Genomic DNA, 20,688 nt, shown 5'->3' with positions numbered 1-20,688 from the left:
GAGGCTACTGAATACGCAATAAAACTTGTACATGTGACTGGTAGCCCCCCGCCGTTAACGTATCTGCACCAAAACTTGCCAGACGAGCTTCGAAGCTTTCGCTGTAGTAATTGATGCCATCCTGGCTGCCATTTTGCTGCGTATTGCTGCCAATGACTGGCATCCAGCCGCCTTCGCTACCGCTGCCGACAGTTGATACCGCCATAAAATTCACCGGACTACCCGCGCGGTAAACACGCACGCCAACGCCGCGAGCCCGCCCGGGAGCGCCATATTGCGTATCTAATAGCCAGGTTACGGTTTTACCAGTAATCAAATTAAAACCCCAGGCGCTGTTGACGCTGCTTTCCGGTGCAAGCAGCCCCATTGCGACATTGCTCTTCCCGGTCGCCACACCGGAAACCACCGTTGATTCGCAGGCAAATCCTATCTGGAAGGGCGCTGATGAATACTCCCCCTGCTTGAGCTGGGCCACGGAAATTGGCGGCAGATGCACAACGGGCGTAAAATCGGTAACCTGACACATTGCTGCACGTTTGACGAAGATCCCGTTATTGTACAGGCTAATCACTGACGGCCAGTCATTCGCCCAGCCAGCCCAATTTCCTCCACGGTGTGGCTGACCTATCTTGATACCCCACGAAGTCGTACCGGGCCCACGAAAAACCACGTAAGCATTTGGATTCACATAACTATTGTAAGTAGCAGACTGCGCCTGGTTGGCGTAGTAGCGTGTATCCAGCGTTTTAATCAACTCGGCACTTATCGTCGAGAAGTTCTTGGCCTTAATCAGGAAGTTGCCATTGGTATCAAGATCCAGGTTTTCCAGTGGGCGTTGCTGCCAGCTGTCGGTAAAGACGCTGCCTGTCGCATCGTGCGTCAAGCGTAATGCGACGTTTTTCATGATGGTCAGATACGCGCCAGGTACATCCGTTGCTTCATACCAGCCAGCCACGGTGTCATCGCCGTTAGTTGACCAGGCTTCATAGAGTTGCCCGGCTGTGTCCGGTGTACAACGGAAAAATACCTGCTCAGGATCGTAACCGCCGCCTTTATGGGCATAAGTGGTAAAAGGGATCCCGCCGCTGGAGGTCAGGATCGTCCCTGCCGGCTGAAAACTGCTATTACTGGTGATATCGACAGACTTACTCAATCCCGGCAATAGCCCGTTCCAGGCATCGTTGCCGCCGCCGGAGCGCCAGTCATTGGCAATGCCGTCCGTACTTGCACTAAGCCTGTGCGTGCCTTGTGCGCCACTACTTCCTGATTTATATGGATAAATAATGTATTCACATGCGGCCTGTATCTGACAAGAAAACAGCGCCAGCACCAGAAAAAATAGTCTCATGAGCGCCCTTTTGTTACGCAAGCGACCGTTAATGCAATTAACGGTTCTGTACGTTGTTGTTGGTTAAGTTTCCACGGCAATGAACAATCACTGCTTTCCAGCATCAATAGTCCCTCTTCGTCTTCAACGCGGGCATATACCTGGTTCGCCTGGGCAACCATCCCGACTACACGACCTCGACCGTCGGTCACTGCCGCTCCCATCGGTAACGTCACGTCACTCTTCACAGTGATGAGTAACGGATAGCCAGAGAGCGTTGCAAAACGCAGTTTTACTGCGGCCCCCGCCATTGGCGCAATGCGCCGTTGACTCTCCTGAAGCTCTGCGTTGGAGTTCATTCCACTACCGTCGAGAGTCACGTTGTTAAAGCGATAAGGTGTCAATGAGGGGACCAGCGCATAACCCCCGCTGTTGACGGTTGCACCCTGTCCGCCCCCGACTCTGGCTCCCGCAGCGCCTGGCGCTTCCACCAAGGCAAATGTGTCGCCAACCCACGGGCCGGCAACAATGCCATGGCGATGTACAACGAGCGCCCCGCGTACCCCTGCAGACCATTGCTGATAGTTTTGTGACTGTGAGACGCTGCCGTTTAGCGTGCCGAAAGCCGTATTTTTTTGCAGTGAACCACCCCAGTCGGTCACGCTGTTTGACTCACCTTGCCCCTGTTGCCAGCCAGTAGACAGCGCGTAATTAAGGGTTTCATCCTGGTCAAGCGCACCAGACAATGCCAACTGCGCATTGCGCCCAGCCTGTTGAGCCTGACTCGCCGACAGCGCCAGCGTATGTTCACGTTCGCCTATACCCAAAGGCATTGAGACGGTAAGCGTTGCCATGTTTTCTTTTTGCACTTGTGAACGGTCGCCGTTACGCCACCAGGTGTCCTGTCGGCTGAATGACATACCTAGTGTCATTCGTCCAAAGGTGGTGTTATACCCAGCCTGCAACTGAGTGCTGCTGCCACGGTCACTGTAGTAATCCATCATTGATCCCGACAGCCATAGGTTTCCGTAGCTGCTCAACCTTTGGTTCACAGTAACAGTAAACTGGTTTTTTTGACGCAGCGTATCCGAGCGCCATTGCGTATTGCTTCCGCTGACGCTTCGCTCACCCAGAACGTCACCGTAGTCACGATACCCTTCTGTGGAATAGCGATAACCCGCCAGCGCGACGTGAGTTCCTATCGGAGTGAACGTTTTGCTCCAGTTGGTTTGCAGCCGCCAGCCACTCATGGTTTGAGAAGCAATCCGGACCCGCGAACCGGTAACATCGACACCAAAAGCGCCCATCGACGTTGCCAGAACGCCTCCCATCAGGAGTGCCTGATAGTCGTCGCCGATCCGCAAAGCGCCATTAGCGGTCAGGAGATTCGTCATCCCCCGCTCAAGCGTGAAATCGGTAAACAGACCATCGGCCGCGCTGTAATCCCGGGTCTTACCTGCCACCAGACCGTAGCGCCAGACGCCGGGACGCAGTGATAAAGGTACGCTGGCATATGGCACGGTATAGCTACTCTTTTTGTTATCGGCGCCGGTGATTTCAACTTGTAAGTCACCGTCCCAGGCTGTATTCGGCAAATTATCAAGTACAAAAGGGCCTTGTGGTACGCTGGTTTCGTAAAGCGTTCGACCATTCTGCTTGACCACAACGCTTGAAGGTGTAGATGCCGTACCACGAATTTCTGGGGCGTAGCCGCGTCGCGACTGTGGCCACATTCGTTGATCGGTTTCCAGTTTGACACCTGTAAACGCCATACTGCCAAGCAGATTTCCCGAGGTGTAGCTTTCGCCTACCGTCAGTAAACTTTCCAGAGATGCGACAGGGTGTTGAAGCCAGGTTTGCAGCGCATCCCAGCGTTGGCTTTCTCGATCGCCATCGCGCCGCCAGTTGGCAGACGACTGTTGGCGAAATTGCCAACTCCCCATGTTGAAGCCGCTGCTCAGTCCCAGCCAACCATAATCACTTTGCTGACCGTTATTTTTATTGTGATAGGCGTGCAGATTGTAGTTACTGAACAACACGCTCTCGCCGCTTTGCCACTGCGACGGCGGTACATAATCCATGGGGGTACGTTTTAATGCCGCCTGAGGAACGCTGAGATTCAGACGCAATAAGCTCTGGTCAAAATCCCAGCGTCCACCGCTGATCCGAGCTTCAGGGGCGAAGCAATCCTGCGCTTGTTCCGACGCTGCTGTTACGCCCTGTTCATCCCAGAATTTCGCCGGAAGACAGGGTTCGGTACGCCCTGCTGTATTCTGGCGAAACAACACATCATCCCTCCCTACATACCGTCCATTGAGCCAGATATCCACGCTATAACGTCCCGCGACCACCGCATCCGGATCGTTGAGCATTGCCAGGCTTTTTTCGTAACCACTCCCAAGCAACAATGTTTCGTCAAAGGTGTAATTGCTGGCAAAAACAGGCATAGCTGCTGGCAAAAAAAACCACCACCAGCGTGGATTAGTTTCGGACATTGTCCTGTTTCTCCAATGCCACGCGCCCGTTTAATGAGGCTCCCTGATCGTTAATCCAGCGCATTTGCGCGTCGTTCAATTGCGAAATTTTTGCAGGCCACGACATTGTCGCCCACGGTGCGATTGTTTCGCTCTGAATGCGCTGTTTTTTTCCCGCACCGCTGACGTCAAGTGACGAGAGCGCAAGATAGAAACCACTGTTATTGCGTAAATGCAGCTTGCCATTCTGCAGCCAGATCCGGCTGGTGTTCGCCATCTCCAGCGGCGAACCCACCAGCCCTTTGGGTCTTACCAATACTTTTACGCGACTACGTACCAGCACCAGAAGCTGGTTATCGTTTTGCGCATCCTTATTTATGGGCGGGATCTGAATGAAGTTAAACCACCATAGCGATTCCCTGTCCTGTGCAACGGGTTTGCCGATGTAACGCAGCCGCACAGTTTGCCCCGCGTGGGCCGCCATCCGAAAGACCGGTGGAGTGGTGACAAAAGGAGCGGCCGCAGTTTGTGGTACGGATTGTGCATCGCCATCATCAAGCCAAACCTGAACGACACCAGGGACGTCGCCGCGATTAGTTAATTGCACACTGACTTCCCGGCTGTCTGCCGGATAGATTATCCGGTTGCCGGTCATCACTATGCTTGCCTGCACGCAGAAGCACATCATCATTCCAACTAAACCAATAGCCAATCCTTTCATCACGCAGATCTCGCTTACAAATAGGAAATGGCGTATTGCACAGTGCCGACAACTGTCCCGGCGGTTGCTCCACCGTTCGGGCTAAAATACTGCACGGCAAAGTCGTGCTCACCGGAGGTATTTCCGGCCGCAACGGTGATTCCTGCAACTGGAGTTCCAGTACGCAAATCAATCGGTGTAGTGCCCGCGCTATCGGTCAGCAGTTGTAATTCAACATTTTGCGCTGTACCCGTATTAGCCAGGTTTCCACGCTCGGTCATATTATTTGCAACGAAGACGGTTTTAATATCCAACGCATTAGAATCAACAGTACAACCAGTAACGCCGAGGGTGAATGTTGTCAGGCCTGCTGAAGATGCTGCTGCTGCGAGATCGCTTTTCGCAACCGACGGCAGTAATACTACCGGCCGTGCATTTACACCGTTAACCGTGACCTCGCAAGTTTGTTCGGTCACTTCGCCTTTAAAGGTGATGGTATTTGCTGAATCAGCATACGCGATCTGCGCAAACAATAACGCAAGGCCACCAGCTGCAAATATATAACTGGCATGAGGGATATTGGTTTTCATATTGTCTATCCTTAATTAATAGATACACTGGTATCGTAATAAAATAATGCAATAACCCTTCTCCGCTTAGCGTGGAGTATTTATTCAGGGATGCAGCGACATCAGTAATGTCTTATGGCACCGTAGGAGTAACCCTACGATGATTGTTAGTTTAAGAATAATCCCAAAAATTAAAACCTTTGTTTTCTCAAATCATATTAGGTCGGTCTTAAATAAGATCTAAATCTCGATGCTTTCTATGTAAATCATTGTTTATATTAAATTTTATCTACAGGCGTAATTTCCCTAAGAAAAATTTTCTTAACCCGAATTAAACACGATAAAGACCATATTCATCACAGGTTAATGCAGCCATAGCCAACCTTTTGACCGTTTAGTCTTAAAGTTAACCTTCGTTATTACCCGTGTTCGTACTGGTGTTAACATAACTTTCCCGGGTTAATTCAACCTGGCAAAGTAGCACATAATTTTAAGATGAGAGGAATGTTTAACCGAGATAACGTTATATTTTCCTCATAAATTGAAGCTTCAATGCAGTCTACCCAGCGTTGTCTTCGGTGTAAAAATAAATTGCCACCCCCCTAATGTAAAGAAATGAAAATACAATCTTATTCATAGAAAAGTATGAGTGAAGTCGGCAAAGGAAAAACCATAGTTATGATCATCACAGAAATGTAATGTGAGAAAAAAACAACACATCTAACCCTTACTACGCTCAAACTTGCGACGCAGCAGACCTTGAATATGCCTGATAATTCAAGAGAGCAAGTGTGTCTCTTGCACACAAATAGCAAACTTTTAAACCTGCGAACACATTATTTCGCGATATGAATATCCACGAAGATGACGCTAAATACGTCATTGATAATCTGAGCATTTTATTAAATGGAGTTGTACAAGCAATAACAACCAAGCACTAAATACGACTCATTCTCACATGTTTTTTATAAACATGAGAACGAATGATGATAGCTAATACAAGTAAAGATAGGGGTAATGACTTATGGCCTCACAATATGACTTTACTGTCACCCTGCACGATCTTGCTTTTATTCTTAAGCAGATCAAAATATCCGAAGCGGCAACTAACCCAGACGGGAGCGTTAATGCTGAAATGCTTCGGGAATTAGTTTCCAGCCCACTCTTGCCCTATGGACTTCGCACGGTAGATGGCTCATGGAATAACCTTTTACCAGGTCAGGAATTATACGGCTCTGCCGATCAGACAATGCCGAGATTAACCGCATTAAACTGGCAGGATGCGGATCAAATGACCAGTTATATCCAAATTGGTGGCACTGTTATTGATGCCGACCCACGAATAATTAGCAATTTAATTTCAGACCAGACGGCCTCAAACCCGGCCGCGCTGGAGGCTTTTAACGCATTAAAAGATGCGCCCGGCGGCGGGACTGTTACTGGGGAGGGCAGCTTATCCATTCCCAATCAGTCTCCCGATATCGGTCTCTCCCCTGCTTTTAACGGCTGGATGACCTTCTTTGGCCAGTTTTTCGACCATGGTCTGGATCTGATTCCGAAAGGAGGCAACGGTATCGTTTTCATTCCGCTCCAGCCCGATGACCCTTTATATGTTGAAGGGTCGTCGACAAACTTTATGCTATTAACCCGGGCAACGGTGGATGAAAACCGAGAGACAGTAAACCTGACGACCCCCTTCATCGACCAAAACCAAACCTACACCTCCCATCCTTCACATCAAATTTTCATCCGCGAATACGTCATTATTGATGGGAAACCTGAGCCTACCGGGAATTTATTGGGTGGTGCAAACGGTGGACTGGCGACCTGGGCTGACGTTAAAAACCAGGCTGAAACCCTGCTTGGCATTAAACTCACCGATCAGGACGTGTTTAATGTTCCCCTGCTGGCAACGGATCGCTACGGTAATTTGATTTTAAGTGAAAACGGAAAGGTACAGATTGTTACCACCGGGGGGCTGGTTGAAGCCAACGGAGGCCTGTTACCCGCGGAGACGTTCCGCACCGGTCATGCGTTTCTGGATGACATCGCTCATACTGCCGTGCCAAAAGCTGGTCTGCTGGCAGATGATGACAGCGCCATCGGCGGAGAAGGACCGCAACCGGCAGGAACCTATGATAACGAACTGCTCGATCGCCACTTTATCACCGGTGACGGGCGCGGGAACGAAAATATAGGTTTAACTGCGGTGCACGCCGTTTTTCACAGCGAGCATAACCGCCTGGTTGAGCAGTATAAAACCACTCTGCTGGAAACCGGCGATATCGACCTCATTAATCAGTGGTTGATGCCCAACCACCAAATCACGGAATTACCTGCCGATACCAATACTCTGGTATGGAACGGTGAGTACTTATTCCAGGCAGGCCGCTTCTCCACGGAAATGCAATATCAGCACCTCGTATTCGAGGAGTTTGCCCGTACCGTACAACCTGCCGTCGATCCGTTTGTCTTCTCCAACACGGCGGATATTAACCCGCTGATCTTTGCAGAGTTTGCGCATGTTGTTTACCGTTTTGGGCATTCAATGCTGACAGAAACCGTGGCGCGTACCGACATTGATATGCAAAGCGGTGATATTGACCTGATTTCAGCATTCCTGAATCCGGTAGCATTTAATCAAATCAACGGGGCCACCGTCACGGACGATCAGGCTATCGGCGCAATCGTGCGTGGTATGACGCGTCAGGTGGGTAACGAAATTGATGAATTTATTACCGATGCTCTGCGTAATAATCTCATCGGCCTGCCCCTCGATTTAGGCGCGCTTAATATAGCCCGTGGCCGTGACACCGCAATGCCGACGCTGAACCAGGCCCGCGAGCAGTTTTTTGCTTTAAGCGGCGATAGCCAACTAAAGCCTTATACCAGCTGGGCTGACTTCACTACCTACCTGAAAAATCCCGCTTCAATCATTAACTTTATGGCCGCCTATGGCCAGCACGAGCTGATCCTCAACGCTACCAGCCTTGAAGGTAAGCGCGCAGCGGTTAACTTCCTGTTATTTGGTGATGCTAACAATTCCCCGCCTGCGGATGCGATGGATTTCTTTAACAGTACCGGAACTTGGGCAACCAAAGAGACCGGTCTGAATATGGTCGATTTCTGGATTGGCGGGCTGGCTGAGCGCAAAAATGAATTTGGCGGCATGCTCGGCTCAACCTTCAACTTCGTCTTTGAAACACAAATGGAAATGCTTCAGGACGGTGATCGTTTCTACTATCTGAGCCGCGTTCAGGGGCTGAACTTACTCAATGAACTGGAGGCCAACTCGTTTTCCGCGCTGGTAATGCGTAACAGCGATCTTGGTGATGAGGGTTCCTCCCACCTGCCCGCTAATCTGTTCCAGACACCGGACCATATTTTTGAAGTGAACCGCGTGCTGCAAACGGAAATCGATCCGAAATGGGGTAATCCGCTGAAAGATCTGCTCTCGCCGTTGTTGGTGCGTCGCGACCCAGGGGTGGATGTTGACGGCGATAGTTTTGCCGATGGTGGGTATCTGAAATATACCGGCGATGGGCATGTGGTGCTTGGTGGGACGGCAGGCAACGATACGTTAATCGGCGGTAAAGGGATCGACAGCCTGTGGGGCGATGGCGGAGATGACCGACTGGACGGCGGTGACGAAGCAGATGTGGTCCATGGCGGTGACGGTGATGACATTATTACCGATACCGGAACGCCTGTTGGTGATGCGGACTTCCTGCATGGCGATGCCGGACATGACGTTATCTTTTCCGGTAACGGAAACGATCTGGTCTTTGGTGGCAGCGGCAGCGACTTCGTGGTGGTCGGCGAAGATGCGCAGGAGGTCTTCTCGGGTCAGGATAACGACTTTGCGCTTGGTGGCTCGGGTGGTGATTTCCTGATGGGCAACGAAGGCGATGACTGGCTGGAAGGCGGCGACGGGTTTGACACGCTGGCGGGTGACAACTCTGAGTTGTTCTTCAACAGTACCATTATCGGTCACGATGTCCTCAACGGTCAGGGTAACGACACCGACTACGATGGCGAAGCCGGTGACGACATCATGGTTCAGGGCGCGGGGATCCAGCGCAATAATGGCATGGCCGGTTTCGACTGGGCTATCCATAAAGGCGACCCAAATGGCGCTAACTCTGACCTTGGGATCCCTATTTTCGTCAACCAGCAGGAGTTTATTCTACGCGACCGTTTTGATCTTGTTGAAGGGCTGTCGGGCTGGAAACACGACGATATCCTGACCGGAACAGAACAGCCGATAGGTACTGCGCCTGTTCAGGGCGTTCCCCTCTCTAACAACCTGACCCAGGAAGGTGCGGACCGGATCAACGGTCTACAGGCTATTCTCGGCGTAGAGCGTTCTACAAATCCGGACGCGGTGCTACTGAACCCTGATGATGGTAGCGATATTTTACTCGGCGGTGGTGGTAGCGACCGCATCATGGGTAAAGCTGGTAACGATATCATTGATGGTGATGCGTGGCTCAACGTTCGTATTGCCGTTACGGGTATGGCGGGACTCACCAGCGCCGAAGGTATGGCCGAACTGAAATCGTACATGCTGGCCGGCACGCTGAAACCGAATCAACTGTCGATTGTGCGCGAAATTCTGCATGAAGGTAACGGCACGGAAACTGACGTCGCGGTGTACCGTGATGTCAGCAGCAACTATGTCTTTACCCGTATGGCGGACGGTAGCCTGCGCGTCGATCACGCTACGCCGGATGCCACGCTGAACCTGAATGATGGCATCGATCGTCTGTTGAACATCGAAAAACTGGAGTTTGGCGATGGGAAGCAACTGTGGGTGACGGGGCAACAAGCGACGGGCGATCTGACCATCAGCAATCCTAATCCTTCGGTGGGTGACCTGCTGCGCGTCAACGTGGCGAACTTGCTGGATGGTAACGGGCTGGCGGCGGATGTGGCCATCACTATGACCTGGCAGGCATTCGTCAACGGCCAATGGCGAGATCAGGCAACAGGCGTTGAGTTCAGAGTGCCTGGCGCTATTCAGGGCGCACCGTTGCGTGTGGTCGCCAGTTTTAACGACCGCATGGGTGACGCTGAAACCCTGGTGTCGGCACAAACTCAGGCAATCCTCCCGCGCAATCAGGCCACGACCGGTGTGCCAGTAATTAACGACCTCACCCCAACTGAAAGCCTGACGCTGACCGCGGTGGTTTCAGGCATTTCTGACGCTGATGGTCTGAGCGGCGGTAATTTCACTTATCAATGGAGAATGAGTTCGCCAACCGGATTCATCAACATTAACGGTGCGACATCCGCTACCTATACGCCGGGCCAGGCTATGGTCGGCAGAACGTTGCAGGTGGTCGTTACCGTCGTCGACGATGAAGGCAACCCCCCTGTTGTCCTGACGTCGACCACCACCCAGCCTGTGGGCGATCTGATTGTTGGTACCAACGGGGCTAACACCCTCGTCGGTACTGCCTGGAGCGATATCCTGCGCGGTGAAGGCGGTAATGACACCTTACTTGGCGGTGCAGGTGACGATCTGCTCATCGGCGGTGCTGGAAACGACAGCCTCTCTGGTCAGGCGGGACAAGATATTCTGCAAGGTGATGCCGGTAACGACACGCTTGATGGCGGGCTTGGTGCCGACAGTATGACCGGCGGCGCGGGCGATGATACCTACATCGTTGATGATTTCGGTGATGTGGTTATCGAAGGTGTGAATAGCGGTACGGACGTTGTCCGAACCAGCCTCAGCAGCTACGACCTCACCGATAACGTGGAAGAACTGGTATTTACCGGCAGCGGCAGTTTTATCGGTACCGGTAATGCCATTGCAAATACCATCACGGGCGGTTCTGGTAACGACTATCTGTTTGGTATGGGCGGTAACGACCAGTTGTTTGGTGGTATCGGGAATGACTTCCTCGATGGCGGAGATGGCGCTGATAACCTGCAAGGTGGTGTTGGCAACGATGTCATGATTGGCGGTGCGGGCGCGGATACCCTCTCCGGCGGTAGTGGGGACGATATTCTCAATGGTCAGGAAGGTAACGACATTCTGGACGGTGGTACCGGGAGCGACATCTTCGCCTTTGGGGCCAACTTTGGGCAGGACCGAATTACCGGTTTTGACAGTAACCCCAACGGCGGGCAGGACTTCCTTGATCTCGTCTTGTTAGGTATCAACGCGGGTAATTTTGCCAGCAGCGTGTCTATCACCGGAAACAATGGCAACACCATTGTGACTATCGGTACAGACACCATCACATTGGTGGGCGTCAATTCGACCACCGTGAATATTGGTGACTTTTATCTGGAAATGCCCACTACCCTTGCCAGCAACAATGGCAATAGTTCATTGATCGTATAAGGAGAAGACTATGTCGCGCCAGCATACGCCAACAGAACTGAATGATGCATTAAAGGGAACGAAACCCACTTTTCTGATGCTGCTGTTTTTTAGTTGTGTGATTAATATGCTTATGCTGGCGCCGGCAATTTATATGCTACAGGTTTACGATCGTGTGCTGGTCAGTAAAAATACCACCACGCTGTTAATGTTAACCTTATTGATTGTCGGCTTGTACATCGTTATTGCCATGATTGAATCTGCCCGCGCGCAGGTTATGGTCAGGCTTGGCAACAGGCTGGATATAAAGCTAAGTCAGCTGGTCTTTAACGCAGCCTTTAAAAGAAAGATGGTTACCGGTGATAACAACCCGGCGCAATCTTTAGCCGAACTGGATCAGATCCGTCAGTTTCTTTCCGGGAATAGTCTGTTCGCCTTACTGGATATTCCGTGGACGCCGATATATCTGTTCATCGCCTTTTTGGTCCATCCCCTGCTGGGATATCTTTCTCTCGGCGGAATAACATTATTATTTATTCTGACGCTGGTATCTGAAATCTCTACCAAGCGTCCGATTCAGCAAGCGCACGCCTTAACCATTAACAATGCCAGCAAACTGAATAAACAGCTGCAAAACGCCGATGCCATTGAAGCGATGGGGATGCTTTCGACCCTGAAGTCCAACTGGCAGGAGCAACATAACAAAGTGCTGGCGCTACAAACACAGATTGCCGACAAAACGGCCGGGTTAAGCAGTCTCAGCCGCTTTGTGCGGGTATTGCTGCAGTCGATTGCGCTGGGCGCCGGGGCTTTACTGGTGATCGGCGGCCATATTACCCCGGGCTTGATGATTGCCGCCTCGATCATTCTTGGCCGCGTCCTCAACCCGGTAGAACAAGTCATTGGCAGTTGGAAGCAGTTCGTGCAGTTTCGTAGCGCGTGGCATCAGCTCTCAACCTTGCTAAAGGAGTATCCGGCGCCGAAAGAGGTACTGACCCTGCCGCGTCCGAATGGCAACATCAGCGTCGAAAGCGTCTTCGCTGCAGCCCCCGGCCAGCCTTCTCCGCTACTGCGTAATATCTCATTCCAGCTGGAGCAAGGTGAAGTGCTGGGAATTATCGGCCCTTCAGCCTCAGGAAAAACCTCGCTGGCAAAGGTTCTGGTTGGTGTCTGGAAACCGTTATCAGGGAAAGTCAGATTAGATGGCGCAGATATATGCCAGTGGGATAAAGCGCTGCTGGGCCCGTCTATTGGCTATCTGCCGCAGGATGTGGAACTGTTTGACGGTACCATCGCACAAAACATTGCCCGCTTCGCGCAGAATGACAGTGAGCTTATCGTCGCCGCCGCATTACTGGCAGGCGTTCATGAGATGATCCTGCGCTTGCCGCAAGGTTATGACACTCTGCTGGGCGCAGGTGGATACCAGCTCTCCGGTGGGCAGCGACAGCGCATCGGGCTGGCGCGCGCCGTGTATAACAATCCTGCGTTTATCGTGCTTGATGAACCGAATGCCAATCTTGACGACGCGGGCGAATTTGCACTCGTTAAAGCCATCAATGCTCTGCGTACCCAGGGACAAACCACAGTCATTATCTCACACCGCCCGACGCTGCTCGGCGTGGTCAATAAGGTTTTGCTGCTTAACGATGGCGTTATACAGGAGTTTGGTACCCGCGATCAGGTTTTTGCCCATTTGCGTCAGGCCAACGTACTGAAACCGGTGGCTACGCCTTCTCCATCCACGACTGAACAGCAACGTGAGGCTTGATGATGAAAAAGAACCCCCACAACACGGCCTCTGCTGGCGTAGATACCAATATCTGGTCGCCGATTATCCGGGGCGTGATCGTCATTGTGCTTGGTGTCGGTAGTTTTATCCTCTGGGCAGTGCAAGCTCCGTTAGATGCGGGCGTGGTCGCCGATGGTACGGTTACCGTATCGAGTAACCGCAAAACCATTCAGCATCTGAGCGGCGGTCGGGTAACCGATATCTTTATCAAAGAAGGCGACTTCGTTAAGAAAAATCAGGTCCTCGTCCGGTTGGATAAAATGCAGCTTGAAATGCGTTTCAGCGCGTTGAATGCCCAGTATATTTCTGCAAAAAGTATCGAAGATCGCCTGTTAGCAGAACGCGATGACCTGGATGTGATCCGCTTTAATACTACGCTGACGCAGCAATTCTCTGGCAATAAACGGCTATCAGAAGTCAGAAATCTGCAGGCTAAACTTTTCGATACCCGTCGCAAAACGATTCAGGATGAACTGTCGATGATTCAGGAGACGCTCGATGGTCTGGTTGGACAGACGGATAATCTCAATAAAATAAAAGGTTATCGCGACCACCAGTTTTCTCTGATTAACCGGGAGTTAGGGGCTATTCGGGCGCTGAGCGAAAAAAACTATTATCCCAAAGCACAATTACTGGTGCTGGAGCGCGAGGCAGCAGAAATATCTGGCAGCGTTTCAGAAGATATTCTTAACATTGCCAAACTGAAATCGCAGCAGAACGAATTAAAAATTAAAGCCTATCAGGTGCGTCATCAATATTTACGTGAAGTTGAGTCTGAACTGACGGAAAACCAAAAAGAAGTGGCAATGCTGGAGGATGAATTGGTATCAACGCGTCATGAGCTGGATAACACCGAGATCCGCTCACCGATTAACGGTATTGTGCTGGATGTTAAAGTCAGTACCGTGGGCGGCGTCATTCAGCCTGGAGAACATTTGATGGATATCGTCGCCGCCGGACAACCGATGCAAATTGATGCCAAAATACCCGTACATGCCATTGATAAACTGGTCCCCGGTTTAACTGTTGATGTGCTGTTCCCTGCCCTTAACCATGCGCTGTTACCTTCGGTTCCGGCCCAGGTTCTGACTATCTCTGCGGACCGCTTAATTGATGAAGCCACTCAGCAGCCTTACTACCTTGCGGAAGTACTGGTTTCAGCAGAGGGCGCGCGTTTGCTGGGCGATTACAAAATTAAAGCGGGAATGCCCGCCAGCGTGACGATCAAGACCGGTGAACGAACCCTGATGAGCTACCTGTTTAAACCGTTGATTGCCCGTCTGGAACTGGCTTTTAAAGAGTATTGATCCATCCATTGCCGGTATGACGTACGGCTTGTCGCGCCATACCGCTTTCTGCCGTTGCTGGCAGCTTTGCTTTCTTGTAACCTTCTTCCCGTCTCACTACTGACAAAATCTGGAACCACTGAACTGGACTTCATATGAATGCTCATAATTCTAAAGACCCTTTACATGGCGTGACGCTAGAAATGCAGGTCAATGCCCTGGTTGAACGTTATGGTTGGGCTGAGCTGGCGCAACGCATTAATATCAACTGCTTTAAAAATGAACCGAGCGTTAAATCCAGTTTGAAGTTTCTGCGCCGTACGCCATGGGCACGGGCAGAAGTAGAAGCACTGTACCTGGACTCTCTACATGACCAGGCCTCAAATAACACTCCCGAACCGGCCTTCGATCCCTGGGCTAACAGCCGCAATAAGAAGAAATAAGAGCAAAATCAGATGGCAGCATCCGGTTTCTTTTCAGGAAATTATCAGAAAAAACTGGCGAAGATTATCGCCCGTTCTCGTGCCAGACTACCGCTGACCAACATGAAATGGTTTGCTGTACTTGTGGGCAGTATGTTGTTACTTGGCAGCTGTTCTTCTTCACAACCGCCCGGCCCCAAAACCACTCCGCAACCTCCGGTGAGCAAACCTCAGCAGAGTAAGGAGCCAGTGCGTGGGATCTGGCTGGCGACGGTTTCACGTCTTGACTGGCCGCCGATCTCATCTGTGAACATCAGTTCACCTGCTGTACGCATCAGCCTGCAGCAAAAAGCGCTGACGGATAAGCTGGACAACCTGAAACGACTTGGTATTAACACCGTTTTTTTCCAGGTTAAGCCCGATGGGACCGCATTGTGGAAGTCAAAGATTCTGCCGTGGTCAGATACCCTGACCGGCACGATTGGCCAGGATCCGGGTTACGATCCGCTGCAGTTTATGCTCGATGAAGCGCATAAGCGCGGAATGAAAGTTCATGCCTGGCTTAACCCCTATCGCGTGTCTGTAAACACCAAACCTTCGACGGTCACTGAATTAAACAGCACGCTGTCACAAACACCGTCCAGCGTATACGTTCTGCATCGGGACTGGATCCGCACCGCGGGCGAGCGTTTTGTGTTAGACCCCGGTATTCCCGAAGTGCGTGATTGGATAACCAGCATCGTGGCGGAAGTGGTTGAGAATTACCCTGTTGACGGTGTGCAGTTTGATGATTACTTCTATACCGAGTCTCCTGGCTCTGCGCTCAATGACAGCCAGACGTTCAGAAGATACGGCCAGGGATTCGCTTCCAAAGCTGACTGGCGCCGCGATAACACGCAACGGCTGATTGCCCAGGTATCACGGACTATCAAGAAACTCAAGCCTGAGGTTGAATTCGGTGTCAGCCCTGCGGGCGTATGGCGCAACCGTTCGCACGATCCAGCGGGCTCCGACACGCGCGGTGCGGCAGCGTATGATGAGTCTTATGCCGACACCCGCCGTTGGGTGCAACAAGGCTTGCTGGATTACATCGCACCGCAACTCTACTGGCCTTTTGCCCGCGATGCAGCGCGCTACGATGTACTGGCAAAATGGTGGGCAGATGTCGTGAAATCAACCAACACTCGCCTCTACATTGGTGTAGCGCTGTATAAAGTTGGTGAACCATCGAGAAAAGAGCCAGACTGGACGGTCAAAGGCGGTGTGCCGGAACTGAAAAAGCAGCTCGATCTAAACGAGACCGAACCGTACATTAACGGCACGATCCTGTTTCGCGAAGATTACCTTAATCAACCGCAAACGCAGGAAGCTGTGACCTATATTCGCAATCGTTGGGGACGTTAATGGTTGTTCTGAGCGGGAAGCCTGAGCCAGACGCTCACGTAGCGGGTAAATTTCCCCACAAAAATTCCGGCGAACATGCCGCCAGTAATGATAGCCAGGGCGCTCATTGCGGGTTGACGTAAAACGTCGGGGGAAATGGCGTTAAGTACGCCAAGTACGTACTTAACGCCGAATGCCAGCAGCATAAATGGCAATGCGGAATAATCTGCCGGACGGTGAATACTCCGTGGTGCGCTACTGCGGCTCAAACGGCCGGGGTTAATTAATATGTAGCCAATGATTGCGCCGCTGATGATACCTATCGCCCACTGAATATACGTAATGAGGGTCGGGTCGCGATAAGTGATTAAATCGTAGATATCCCAGACTAAAAAAATAGCGGGGATCAGCGCCAGCTTTTCCAGCGTGACAGTGGCGGGTGTTCTGGCTTTAATCCCTCGATACAGTAGAAAGGCAAACAGCAGATACACCCAAACTGGCGTGTTTTTCAGCATATTCACGACAAATTCAGCCATAACGTTGCCTCGCTCAGATTTAATTCTTCGCTAAGTGTAGCGGCTGTATCTGCGTTACCGGGACATTAAACGGCGGACATTATCATTAATCTGTTTCTGTATCGTATTCAGCGTAGTTTGTGTTATCTGATCGGCGTATTTGTCTTTGGCTGTAACGCTTAGCGCTGTTGCATGGTGGCAGATCTTGTCGATTATAGCGTTCACATGCTCAGCTGATAGCTCAGCTTCCTGTATGCCAAGCTGCTGCAGGTGCTTTCTTTCGATATCCAGCGCTTCTCCCAGCACGTCCATTTGGTGATACCCGCCGGGTCCTTCGCACCAGGTCACGTCGTAAGCCGGAGCCAAAGTCCAGTTTCCTGCGGCTGACATTAAATAGGCAAAGTTTTTGGGATGGTCATCACGGTTGTTAAATGCCACGTTGAAAACCACGCGTTCGAACGCTTTCGCTTTTTCTCTGACATCATTGGTACAAATCTGTGTGGCGCGCAGAAAATCCCGGTAATCTAAAGCACCGGGTATCTGGTAATTTGCACCGGTAAATGCCGCCAGGCTCTGCATAGGAATACGGACCGACTGGTCACGGTCGAAACGGCGGGTAGCAAATGCCGCCTGCCCGTCAGGCAGATTAAAATACGCGGTATCAGGCGTAGTGATCCCACATTGCCGCAAACATTCAGCATATACCGCTTCGATGGCACATACCTCAGCATGCTCATGCCTGGCAGGAAATTTAATCAACCAGCTTTCGCTCTCCGGGAGGGGCGCAGTGGTGAACTTTGACGTGACACTGTCACGATAAAGTAACGCTTTTGGCCTGGCCCCTTGTGGTGAACCGCCCATCTGGAGCAGTTTTTGCAAGAATTCCCCGCCTTCGCCGCTCAGGACTTCCTGAACCTCAGATGCCAGTTGTTCGAGAGGAACATCCTCTTTTGAAAGCGTCTCGACATCTGACTGAACGGGCCGGAACGTCATGGCGCCCATTGCGTTATTGCCGACCCAGGTTAACCTCTCCAGAGGTCCGATGCGCGCTGCGTTGAGTCCGCGGCGTTTAAATAACCGATCCATCAACAGCATACCCCAACCATCAGGTAGCGAATCGTACACGGGTCCTGGTAATCCCAACTGATGAGCCGGGAAATCCCTGCGTAAACGAGGACCGTTCAGCGGTAACCTTAACCGGGACAGCTCCAGCCCCTTACGTATAGCGTCTTCACTGTATTCAAAGGCGATCAACGGGCGTCCGGTCAGGGCTGAGGAAGACACCAGTTTTCCCCACAACCATTTTTCACCCCAGCCTTCATAAAAGACATCGACTTGCTCAGGCATCAGTATTTTTCCTTTTCACCCGCTGGCGTGCCGCGCTCTTCTCGTAACGCAAAATATCATCCAGACTGTCGATCCTGGGTTTGAATAAGCCCTCCAGCGCGTCACCATAGCCTAACACCATCGCGACTTTGACCAGATTCTCAAATCCTACATTTTTACCCGCCTCCAGATTCGAAACGGTATTCACACCGACACCTGAACGCGCGGCAACATCTGCCTGCGTCATTTGCTGCGCGAGCCGTTCCTTACGCAATCTGTCGCAAAGTAGTTTGACGATATCGGCTGCTGTATTGAGCGTTAAATCCATAATATTGGCTCTTATTGAAATAAAAACGACTTTACACCCAATATTATAGAGTTAAGCGGAGAATGATTCAAAGTTTTGTAAGACACAATAAAAAGGAGTTAAATCAATAAATCGTGGTTAAGCACCATTATTCTGGAATTATCCGGGCACAAGATCTGTACCCGGATAGGATGTGGTTATCAGGCAACGGAAGGCTCAGGTAATCTGAAAGAAGAGACCAGCAATGCCAGCTGTTCCGCCTCCTCTTTCAGCGCCTGCGTCCGTGCTGCGGCATCATCAATTAACGAGGCATTCTGCTGAACGGTGCTGTCCATTTCGGTAACGGCGAGCGTAACTTCGGAAACACCTTTACGCTGTTCTTCACCCGCAACGCGTATTTCCCCCATCAACTGGCGTACCTGACGCACATTGCTGACCAGTTCTCCCAGACGTTCGCCGGCAGTGTGAATTTGCTGACTTCCGCTACCAACATGAGAAACGGATTCATCAATCAACGCTTTAATTTCCTGGGCGGCGGTGGCACTGCGCTGAGCCAGCGTGCGCACTTCGGAGGCCACGACGGCAAACCCTCTGCCAGCATCACCCGCTCTGGCGGCTTCAACCGCGGCATTCAGGGCGAGAATATTGGTCTGGAACGCAATGCTGTCGATGACCGCGACAATTTCCACCATTCTGCCGGATGAGGCGCTGACGTTATCCATCGTAGAGATAACGCCCTGCATCACATCACCGCAACGGTTGGCCGTTTGCGCTGTGTTATCGGATAGCTCATCCGCCAGCTGTGTATTACTGGCGTTTTGATGAACGGTCGCATTTAACTGCTCCATAGCCGCTGAACTCTCTTCCAGCGCAGCGGCCTGCTGCGTTACGCGAGATGAAAGCTCCATATTACTGTCAGCCAGGCTAACGGCGTTATTCGCCACCACTGTGCTACTGCTTCTGACGGTAATCAGGATGGCCGAGATTTTATCGACGAACAGGTTAAACGCCTCGGCGATAGCCGAAATCTCATCTTTGCCGCGAACATCCAGACGACGGGTAAGATCACCTTCTCCCTGCGCGATGTCATCAAGAGCCTGACGAGTATCATCGAGACGTGAAATTAGTCGACGAACCACCAGCCATGATCCCACCAGCAACAGCGTCATGATAGGGATCAATACCTCCAGAACGTCCTGCATCATCACTTTGGCAAGACCGACAATACGTGATTCTGGTGTCACAAGCCCTACGACCCAGCCGGTATCTGGCATCGGGAACAGCATGACCTGTGACGCTGTATTCAGGATGAGATCATTTTCCAGCGTTATTGTCTTCACCCCATCTGTCGGGCGCAAAGATTTCAGACCGTTTTGCACCGGGATAAGCCACTGCGCGCTTTGCGCCAGATCGTTAATGGTTTTATGTTTGGCCAGGTCGGCCTGCGGGAAATAGAGAATTTGTCCCTGCTTGTCTACCACAAACGCGTAACCGCCAGTACTGTTGCCCTGCTGCTGCATGAAAGTTGCGACGTTATCCAGACGGATATCGGTGGTCGCGACACCGGCAAACTTGCCCGCCTGCTGATAAGGCACACTGCATGTCACCATGTTGACGCCTGAACTGGCATCCTGGTAAACATCAGACCATAGGCAGTTGTTTTGTGATTGCCCTTTGGCGTGCTGATACCAGCTTTCATTGTGGTATCCGCTTGATCCTTCGACGTTATAATCGTTGGAATAGACAAGCTTTCCTTCGGCATTACGCGCCCAGAAAAAGCTTCTTTTCTCCACACCTGCGGTGAAGGCGTCTGGTTCTGGCCAGATGCCGCCGCCGGTAATAATCGAGTCTTTACCTTCACCAATCAGATGCGGAACGACGCTTTGATACAGAGATTCATCGTTAGGCAACACTTCAGCCAGTCGCGACATGCTGACTGTCTCACCTTCAATTCGGGACAATACGGTACTCAACTGACGGGTTAAACCTTGCCCTGTTTCTTCGATCAGGGCGGTGTTGATTTCAACGACGCGCGGCTGACCACGCCAGAGCATAATCACCACGATAACAATAGTCGTTACTGCAAGCAGCAGAATGCCGCCGATGGTTAAACGCGTTGAAATACGAGTAGGATACCAGGCCATACAAACTCCTTCTGCAAAAGGCTAACTTTTATCCAGTATCGGCACAGGCCTTTATATCTTTATAAAGATTTCTTAAGTATTGCAAAAGAAAAAAGTGACAATGTCACAA

At 51.3% G+C, this 20,688-nt stretch carries 13 protein-coding genes; 5 read left to right on the top strand and 8 right to left on the bottom strand.

Features of this window, described 5'->3' with window-relative positions; all coding sequences use genetic code 11:
* Window positions 1-4: 4 nt before the first annotated feature.
* The 4 genes from OGV98_RS09490 to OGV98_RS09475 are packed head-to-tail and all read right to left on the bottom strand — an operon-like array spanning window position 5 to window position 5,091.
* Window positions 5-1,348, bottom strand: coding sequence for a fimbrial protein (locus tag OGV98_RS09490; protein WP_003843660.1), 1,344 nt, complete (start codon window positions 1,346-1,348; stop codon window positions 5-7).
* Complete coding sequence (locus tag OGV98_RS09485) at window positions 1,345-3,822, bottom strand: fimbria/pilus outer membrane usher protein (RefSeq protein WP_286551329.1); 2,478 nt, start codon at window positions 3,820-3,822, stop codon at window positions 1,345-1,347. Before OGV98_RS09485 ends, OGV98_RS09490 begins: the two co-directional genes overlap by 4 nt.
* Entirely contained in the window at window positions 3,809-4,522 is a 714-nt protein-coding gene (locus OGV98_RS09480) for a fimbrial biogenesis chaperone (RefSeq protein WP_226807690.1), read from the bottom strand. Before OGV98_RS09480 ends, OGV98_RS09485 begins: the two co-directional genes overlap by 14 nt.
* A gap of 14 nt (window positions 4,523-4,536) precedes the next feature.
* On the bottom strand, window positions 4,537-5,091 hold the full coding sequence (locus tag OGV98_RS09475; RefSeq protein ID WP_044710750.1) for a fimbrial protein: 555 nt from the start codon (window positions 5,089-5,091) through the stop codon (window positions 4,537-4,539).
* Window positions 5,092-6,094: 1,003 nt separating this feature from the next.
* On the opposite strand from OGV98_RS09475, the gene OGV98_RS09470 reads away from it, so the two are divergent.
* The 5 genes from OGV98_RS09470 to OGV98_RS09450 all read left to right on the top strand — a co-directional run bounded on the left by OGV98_RS09470 (window position 6,095) and on the right by OGV98_RS09450 (window position 16,308).
* Window positions 6,095-11,425: a peroxidase family protein gene (locus OGV98_RS09470; RefSeq protein WP_210943623.1), complete on the top strand. Its 5,331-nt coding sequence runs from the start codon at window positions 6,095-6,097 to the stop codon at window positions 11,423-11,425.
* A 10-nt stretch (window positions 11,426-11,435) separates the two neighbouring features.
* A complete protein-coding gene (locus OGV98_RS09465) occupies window positions 11,436-13,175 on the top strand; it encodes a type I secretion system permease/ATPase (protein ID WP_016150245.1) in 1,740 nt (579 codons plus the stop codon).
* Entirely contained in the window at window positions 13,175-14,503 is a 1,329-nt protein-coding gene (locus tag OGV98_RS09460; protein ID WP_202580453.1) for an HlyD family type I secretion periplasmic adaptor subunit, read from the top strand. Before OGV98_RS09465 ends, OGV98_RS09460 begins: the two co-directional genes overlap by 1 nt.
* A gap of 134 nt (window positions 14,504-14,637) precedes the next feature.
* The gene (locus tag OGV98_RS09455; RefSeq protein ID WP_003019974.1) at window positions 14,638-14,925 is read left to right on the top strand and encodes a VF530 family protein; all 288 of its coding nucleotides are present in this window, start codon (window positions 14,638-14,640) and stop codon (window positions 14,923-14,925) included.
* A gap of 12 nt (window positions 14,926-14,937) precedes the next feature.
* A complete protein-coding gene (locus tag OGV98_RS09450) occupies window positions 14,938-16,308 on the top strand; it encodes a glycoside hydrolase family 10-like protein (RefSeq protein WP_202580452.1) in 1,371 nt (456 codons plus the stop codon).
* Here the strand turns inward: OGV98_RS09450 and OGV98_RS09445 are convergent.
* The 4 genes from OGV98_RS09445 to OGV98_RS09430 form a co-directional block, all read right to left on the bottom strand.
* Window positions 16,305-16,823, bottom strand: a complete 519-nt coding sequence (locus OGV98_RS09445; RefSeq protein ID WP_049016486.1) for a hypothetical protein — start codon at window positions 16,821-16,823, stop codon at window positions 16,305-16,307. The genes OGV98_RS09450 and OGV98_RS09445 overlap by 4 nt on opposite strands.
* A gap of 54 nt (window positions 16,824-16,877) precedes the next feature.
* Window positions 16,878-18,149, bottom strand: coding sequence for a type II toxin-antitoxin system HipA family toxin (locus OGV98_RS09440; RefSeq protein WP_202580451.1), 1,272 nt, complete (start codon window positions 18,147-18,149; stop codon window positions 16,878-16,880).
* Window positions 18,142-18,456, bottom strand: coding sequence for a helix-turn-helix domain-containing protein (locus tag OGV98_RS09435; RefSeq protein WP_003836258.1), 315 nt, complete (start codon window positions 18,454-18,456; stop codon window positions 18,142-18,144). Before OGV98_RS09435 ends, OGV98_RS09440 begins: the two co-directional genes overlap by 8 nt.
* A gap of 179 nt (window positions 18,457-18,635) precedes the next feature.
* Complete coding sequence (locus tag OGV98_RS09430; RefSeq protein ID WP_049002427.1) at window positions 18,636-20,579, bottom strand: methyl-accepting chemotaxis protein; 1,944 nt, start codon at window positions 20,577-20,579, stop codon at window positions 18,636-18,638.
* Window positions 20,580-20,688 lie beyond the last annotated feature (109 nt).

It is taken from the genome of Citrobacter sp. Cf136 (assembly GCF_030333815.1).
GTDB lineage: Bacteria > Pseudomonadota > Gammaproteobacteria > Enterobacterales > Enterobacteriaceae > Citrobacter > Citrobacter freundii.
Note: the sequence above shows the minus strand (reverse complement) of the source record. Positions and strands in the feature narration are given on the sequence as shown.

Bases quoted from the DNA above. Each gene is read 5' to 3' on its own strand.
- OGV98_RS09485 (WP_286551329.1), bottom strand. From the start codon at position 3,822: ATGTCCGAAACTAATCCACGCTGGTGGTGGTTTTTTTTGCCAGCAGCT.
- OGV98_RS09440 (WP_202580451.1), bottom strand. From the start codon at position 18,149: ATGCCTGAGCAAGTCGATGTCTTTTATGAAGGCTGGGGTGAAAAATGG.
- OGV98_RS09480 (WP_226807690.1), bottom strand. From the start codon at position 4,522: ATGAAAGGATTGGCTATTGGTTTAGTTGGAATGATGATGTGCTTCTGC.
- OGV98_RS09475 (WP_044710750.1), bottom strand. From the start codon at position 5,091: ATGAAAACCAATATCCCTCATGCCAGTTATATATTTGCAGCTGGTGGC.
- OGV98_RS09460 (WP_202580453.1), top strand. From the start codon at position 13,175: ATGATGAAAAAGAACCCCCACAACACGGCCTCTGCTGGCGTAGATACC.
- OGV98_RS09490 (WP_003843660.1), bottom strand. From the start codon at position 1,348: ATGAGACTATTTTTTCTGGTGCTGGCGCTGTTTTCTTGTCAGATACAG.
- OGV98_RS09435 (WP_003836258.1), bottom strand. From the start codon at position 18,456: ATGGATTTAACGCTCAATACAGCAGCCGATATCGTCAAACTACTTTGC.
- OGV98_RS09470 (WP_210943623.1), top strand. From the start codon at position 6,095: ATGGCCTCACAATATGACTTTACTGTCACCCTGCACGATCTTGCTTTT.
- OGV98_RS09465 (WP_016150245.1), top strand. From the start codon at position 11,436: ATGTCGCGCCAGCATACGCCAACAGAACTGAATGATGCATTAAAGGGA.
- OGV98_RS09430 (WP_049002427.1), bottom strand. From the start codon at position 20,579: ATGGCCTGGTATCCTACTCGTATTTCAACGCGTTTAACCATCGGCGGC.
- OGV98_RS09455 (WP_003019974.1), top strand. From the start codon at position 14,638: ATGAATGCTCATAATTCTAAAGACCCTTTACATGGCGTGACGCTAGAA.
- OGV98_RS09445 (WP_049016486.1), bottom strand. From the start codon at position 16,823: ATGGCTGAATTTGTCGTGAATATGCTGAAAAACACGCCAGTTTGGGTG.
- OGV98_RS09450 (WP_202580452.1), top strand. From the start codon at position 14,938: ATGGCAGCATCCGGTTTCTTTTCAGGAAATTATCAGAAAAAACTGGCG.